Origin of the sequence: Micromonospora sp. NPDC023633, from assembly GCF_040640035.1 — a bacterium.
In the GTDB taxonomy this organism is placed as follows: Bacteria; Actinomycetota; Actinomycetes; order Mycobacteriales; family Micromonosporaceae; genus Micromonospora.
This window is the reverse complement of sequence record NZ_JBFABB010000243.1, coordinates 1-4,142: the sequence shown is the minus strand read 5'-3', so window position 1 is coordinate 4,142 and position 4,142 is coordinate 1. Positions and strand designations below refer to the sequence as shown.

At 75.1% G+C, this 4,142-nt stretch carries 5 protein-coding genes; 3 read left to right on the top strand and 2 right to left on the bottom strand.

Features of this window, described 5'->3' with window-relative positions:
- Positions 1-295: 295 nt before the first annotated feature.
- Positions 296-1,267 (top strand): pirin family protein, encoded by a 972-nt coding sequence (locus tag AB0G13_RS34215; protein ID WP_357883710.1) that lies wholly within the window; start codon positions 296-298, stop codon positions 1,265-1,267.
- A 117-nt stretch (positions 1,268-1,384) separates the two neighbouring features.
- The gene (locus AB0G13_RS34210; protein ID WP_357883707.1) at positions 1,385-2,050 is read left to right on the top strand and encodes a hypothetical protein; all 666 of its coding nucleotides are present in this window, start codon (positions 1,385-1,387) and stop codon (positions 2,048-2,050) included.
- Between the two features lie 250 nt (positions 2,051-2,300).
- On the opposite strand, the gene AB0G13_RS34205 is transcribed toward AB0G13_RS34210, so the two are convergent.
- Positions 2,301-2,954 carry a DUF1345 domain-containing protein gene (locus AB0G13_RS34205; RefSeq protein WP_357883704.1) on the bottom strand — a complete coding sequence of 218 codons (654 nt, stop codon included), beginning with the start codon at positions 2,952-2,954 and terminating at the stop codon, positions 2,301-2,303.
- A gap of 92 nt (positions 2,955-3,046) precedes the next feature.
- Complete coding sequence (locus tag AB0G13_RS34200; protein ID WP_357883701.1) at positions 3,047-3,316, bottom strand: DUF2795 domain-containing protein; 270 nt, start codon at positions 3,314-3,316, stop codon at positions 3,047-3,049.
- Positions 3,317-3,470: 154 nt separating this feature from the next.
- On the opposite strand from AB0G13_RS34200, the gene AB0G13_RS34195 reads away from it, so the two are divergent.
- Positions 3,471-3,881: a DUF2267 domain-containing protein gene (locus AB0G13_RS34195; RefSeq protein ID WP_357883698.1), complete on the top strand. Its 411-nt coding sequence runs from the start codon at positions 3,471-3,473 to the stop codon at positions 3,879-3,881.
- Positions 3,882-4,142: the final 261 nt, after the last annotated feature.

The following is a 4,142-nucleotide window of genomic DNA, read 5'->3' as shown; positions in this document are numbered from 1 at the left end:
GACCTCGTCGCCGAACACTGGAACAGCTGACCCAGCAGGGAAATGACGCCGCTGGCCGGCACCCCACCCGGGGTGCCGGCCAGACGCATGTCCGGAGCCGTAGTCGGTCAAGCCTGAGTCGCAGCCCATTAAGCCGGAAGTACGTCGGAGTCGGAGGCGGCCAAGCTGGAGTCGGAGTCGGAGTCGGGTGAGCGTGTGGGGCGACGCATGCCGGAAGCGTTCGAGCTGGGGCGGGGCCGGCTGGGCGGTGGGCGGCCGGGGGCTTCGTGTCCTCGTCCGGGCGTACAGTCGGGCGGTGGAGCGTACCGAGAAGATGCCCGCGGAGACCCGACCACCCGGCGTGGCGACCGCCGATCCCGGCAGCGTCCTGCTGCCGGGCCACGACGTGCCGCTGGGCCGCTACACGACCGTTCGCCGGCTGCTCCCGCAGCGGCAGCGGCGGATGGTCGGCGCGTGGTGCTTCGTGGACCACTTCGGCCCGGACGACGTGGCCGAGCGGCCCGGCATGGAGGTGCCGCCGCACCCGCACACGGGCCTGCAGACCGTGACCTGGCTGCTCGACGGGGAGATCCTGCACCGGGACAGCCTGGGCAACGTCCAGCCGATCCGCCCCGGCCAGCTCAACGTGATGACCTCGGGGCACGGCATCGCACACTCCGAGCGGTCGCCCGAGCGGCATCCGCCGCTGATGCACGGCGTGCAGCTCTGGGTGGCGCTGCCGGACCCGGCCCGCGCCGGGGACGCCGACTTCGCCCACCACGCCGACCTGCCGCGCTGGCGCGACGGCGAGCTGGACGTCACCCTGCTGGTCGGCGAGCTCGCGGGCGAGCGGTCCCCGGCCCTGACCTACACCCCGCTGCTCGGCGCGCAGGTGGAGCTGCACGGGCCCGCGCCGGCCACGCTGCCGCTGCGTCCCGACTTCGAGTACGGGCTGCTGGCCATGTCCGGCGCCGCCGAGGTCGACGGGGTGCCGATCGCCCCGGGGGCGCTGCTCTACCTCGGCACGGGCCGGGAGCGGTTCACCCTGACGGGCGAGCCGGGGAGCCGGCTGCTGCTGCTCGGCGGAGCCCCGTTCGAGGAGCCGCTGGTGATGTGGTGGAACTTCGTCGGCCGCTCGCACGAGGAGGTGGCCGCCGCCCGGGAGGACTGGATGGCCGGGCGGCGCTTCGGCGTCGTCGCCGACGATCCCGCCCCGCCGTTGCCCGCCCCGGCGCTGCCGACCACCCGCCTCAAGGCGCGCGACCGCAGCGGCGGGCTGCGCGGCTGAGGCGGGCAGGCGCGACCGGAACGGGGCAGCGCCGGCTGAGGCGGGCAGCGACTGAAACGGGGCAGGCGCGGCTGAGGCGGGCAGGCGTGGGCGGGCGCGGCACGGGTAGTCGCCGGCATGCCGACCACAGCCACTTCCCGCGTCGAGGACAGGAAACGCCTGGTACGCCGGCTCGCCGGCAGCGGGCGCGGCTTCGCCGAGCAGTACGGCTTCCGGGTGATCAACAACCCGTCGAGCCTGTTCCAGGTGCTCTGCCTCGCCGTGCTGCTGGCCCGCCGGGGTGACTTCCGGCGTGCCGTGGACAGCGCGCACGCCCTGCCCGCCGCTGGCTGGGACAGCGCCGCCCGGCTGGCCCGCTCCCTGCACGCCGACCGGGTCCGCGTGCTGCGCGACAGCGGCCAACGCGGCGACGTCGACGCGCTCGCCGACACCCTGGGCGACCTGGCCCGGGCCGTGGTGGAGCGCTACCGGGGCGATTTGCGCCGGCTGCGCGCGGTGGCCCACCACGACCCGGCTCGGGAGCGGGAACTGCTCACCGAGCTGCCCGGGGTCGACGCCGAGGTGGTGGACCTGTTCCTGCGCGAGGCCCAGGCGCTGTGGCGGGAGGTGGCGCCGGTGGCGGACCGCAGGGCGCTCGTCGCGGCCCGCAGGCTCGGGCTGGGCCGCTCCGCCGACGACCTGGCGGGCCTGGCCGGCAGCGGCGAGTCCGAGCGCCTGGCCTGGCTGGTGGGGGCGCTGGCCCGGGTCGACCTGGAGAAGCGGTACGCGGAGCTGGCCGCCTGACGCTGCGGTGGGCTGGCCCACACTTGCACCGTAATCAGCCGAACGGATGATGTTTCATCGTATGATGGTCGCGGCGCAGATGCCCGCCCGGTTCGGGCGTACATCGACCGCCTGGTGGTCGCGGCCCGGTTCGGGCCCGACCGGCCACCGGACAGGTTCTGCGTGGCGCCCCGGTCGCGGTTCGCGACGGGGGCGCCCGCCTGTCCGGCACTACTCCTCTCGCCGGGCGCCACTTCCGCCAGGCACCGGCTCACCTCGCCAGGCCGGCCAGCAGGTTCACCGTGACCGCGATGATGAAGGCCCCGAACAGGTACGACACCATCGAGTGTCGCAGCGCCGTCCGGCGCATCTCGTTGCTGGTCAGCGCCGTGTCGGAGACCTGGAACGTCGTCCCGACGGTGAACGCCAGGTAGGCGAAGTCCGAGTAGCGGGGCGGCTCGGGCTGGTTGAAGTCGATCCCACCGTCGGGCCCCGTGTAGTAGATCCGCGCGTACCGGGCGGCGAACACGGTGTGTACCACCAGCCAGGACAGCAGCACGCTCAGCACGCCCAGCCCGCCGTAGACGTTGCGGGCGGGCGTGGCGGATCCGGCGTGCGCGCGGGTCACCACGACGCCGACGGCGAGCAGGCTGGCCAGGCAGGCGGCGAGCAGCAGCGCGTCACGCGCCGCCCGGTTGGGGTCCTCGTACACCGCCAACCGGGCCGTGCGCCGCGCGTCCATCGGCCACAGCTTGTGCCAGACCAGCACCAGCCAGCTCAGCGCGGCGGCGTCCCAGCCGGCCAGCGGCGCCAGCGCCGGCGTGCCGGCCAGCGCGGTGAGCCCGCCGACCACCAGGCCGACCACGCCCATCACGGTGAGCTGGACCGCGGCCGGGGTGTGCCCGGCCGGCCGGCGGGTCGTCATCCGTCACCGGCGCGGTCCCGCCCGGCGCGGGTGCCGCGGTTCGGCCCGGGCCTGCCCGGCCCGGGCACGCTGCCGGCCCACGGTGGCAAGGCTCAGATGCCGCGCAGGTGCTGCGACACCCGCTGGTGCTTGTCCCGGGCCTGCGCCGCGCGTTGGGCGGAGCCGACCTCCGGGGCCGCCTCGATGCCCGCGGAGCGGGCCACCTCGTTGCCGTTGGCGTAGTCGACCGGCGGCAGGGCCCGCAACGCGCGCAGCACGTCCGGCGGGGCGCCCTCCCGTTCGGCCTCGCGTACCACGTCGTCCTTCTCGGCCGGGTAGTCCAGGCTCGACAGGTACTGCAGCACGTCGGCGTAACTCGCCATGGTGTCGGCTCCTCCGGGGCATCGATCGGGTCACGACCGGCGGCGGTTACCCGCCCGGCGGGCCGTCACGCGCCGCCCGGCGCGGAAATCCCCACCGTTTCCCGGCCGCGCCGGCGGGTACGCGCAGGCCCCGACGCAGCCCGAAGGAGCCCGGATGAACTACGACACCTTCGTCGACCAGGTCGCCCAGCGCACCCGTACCTCCTCGGAGCAGGCGGTGGCGCTGACCCGGGCGACGCTGGAGACCCTCGCCGAGCGGCTGACCGGCGGGGAGGTGCTGGACCTGGCCGCCCAGCTGCCCCGGCCGCTGCAACTCGTGCTGAAGCCGAGCCCGCGCACCGAGTCGGCGGAGCGGTTCGGCGCGGCCGAGTTCGTCGCCCGCGTCGCCGTCCGGGCCGGGGTGGGTGAGCCCGCCGCGCGGGACGCCGCCCGGGCGGTCTTCGTCACGCTGCGCGAGGCGATCAGCGGCGGCGAGTTCGACGACGTGGTGGTCCAGCTCCCGCGCGACTACCGCGACATGGTCGAGCCCGCCATGGCGCCGGGCGCCACCCTGCGCCGCTCCTGACCGCACCCACCGTCCGCCCGTGCCCGACGTCCACCGTCCCCGTCCGCCCGTGCCCGACGTCCGCCGTGGCGGCGCCGACCGTGGCAGACCCGGAAGTGGCCGTGCCGGCCGCCTGACAGAGCCGGCCGCCTGACGGTGCCTACCGCCTGAGGGTGCCTACCGCCTGAGAGAGTGTTGGGTAACTGGAGGGCTACTTCTGGTTGAGTTCGTCGTCGAGGCGTCGGGCTGCTTCGGTTTCGATGGGGCCTTGCGGTTCGATGT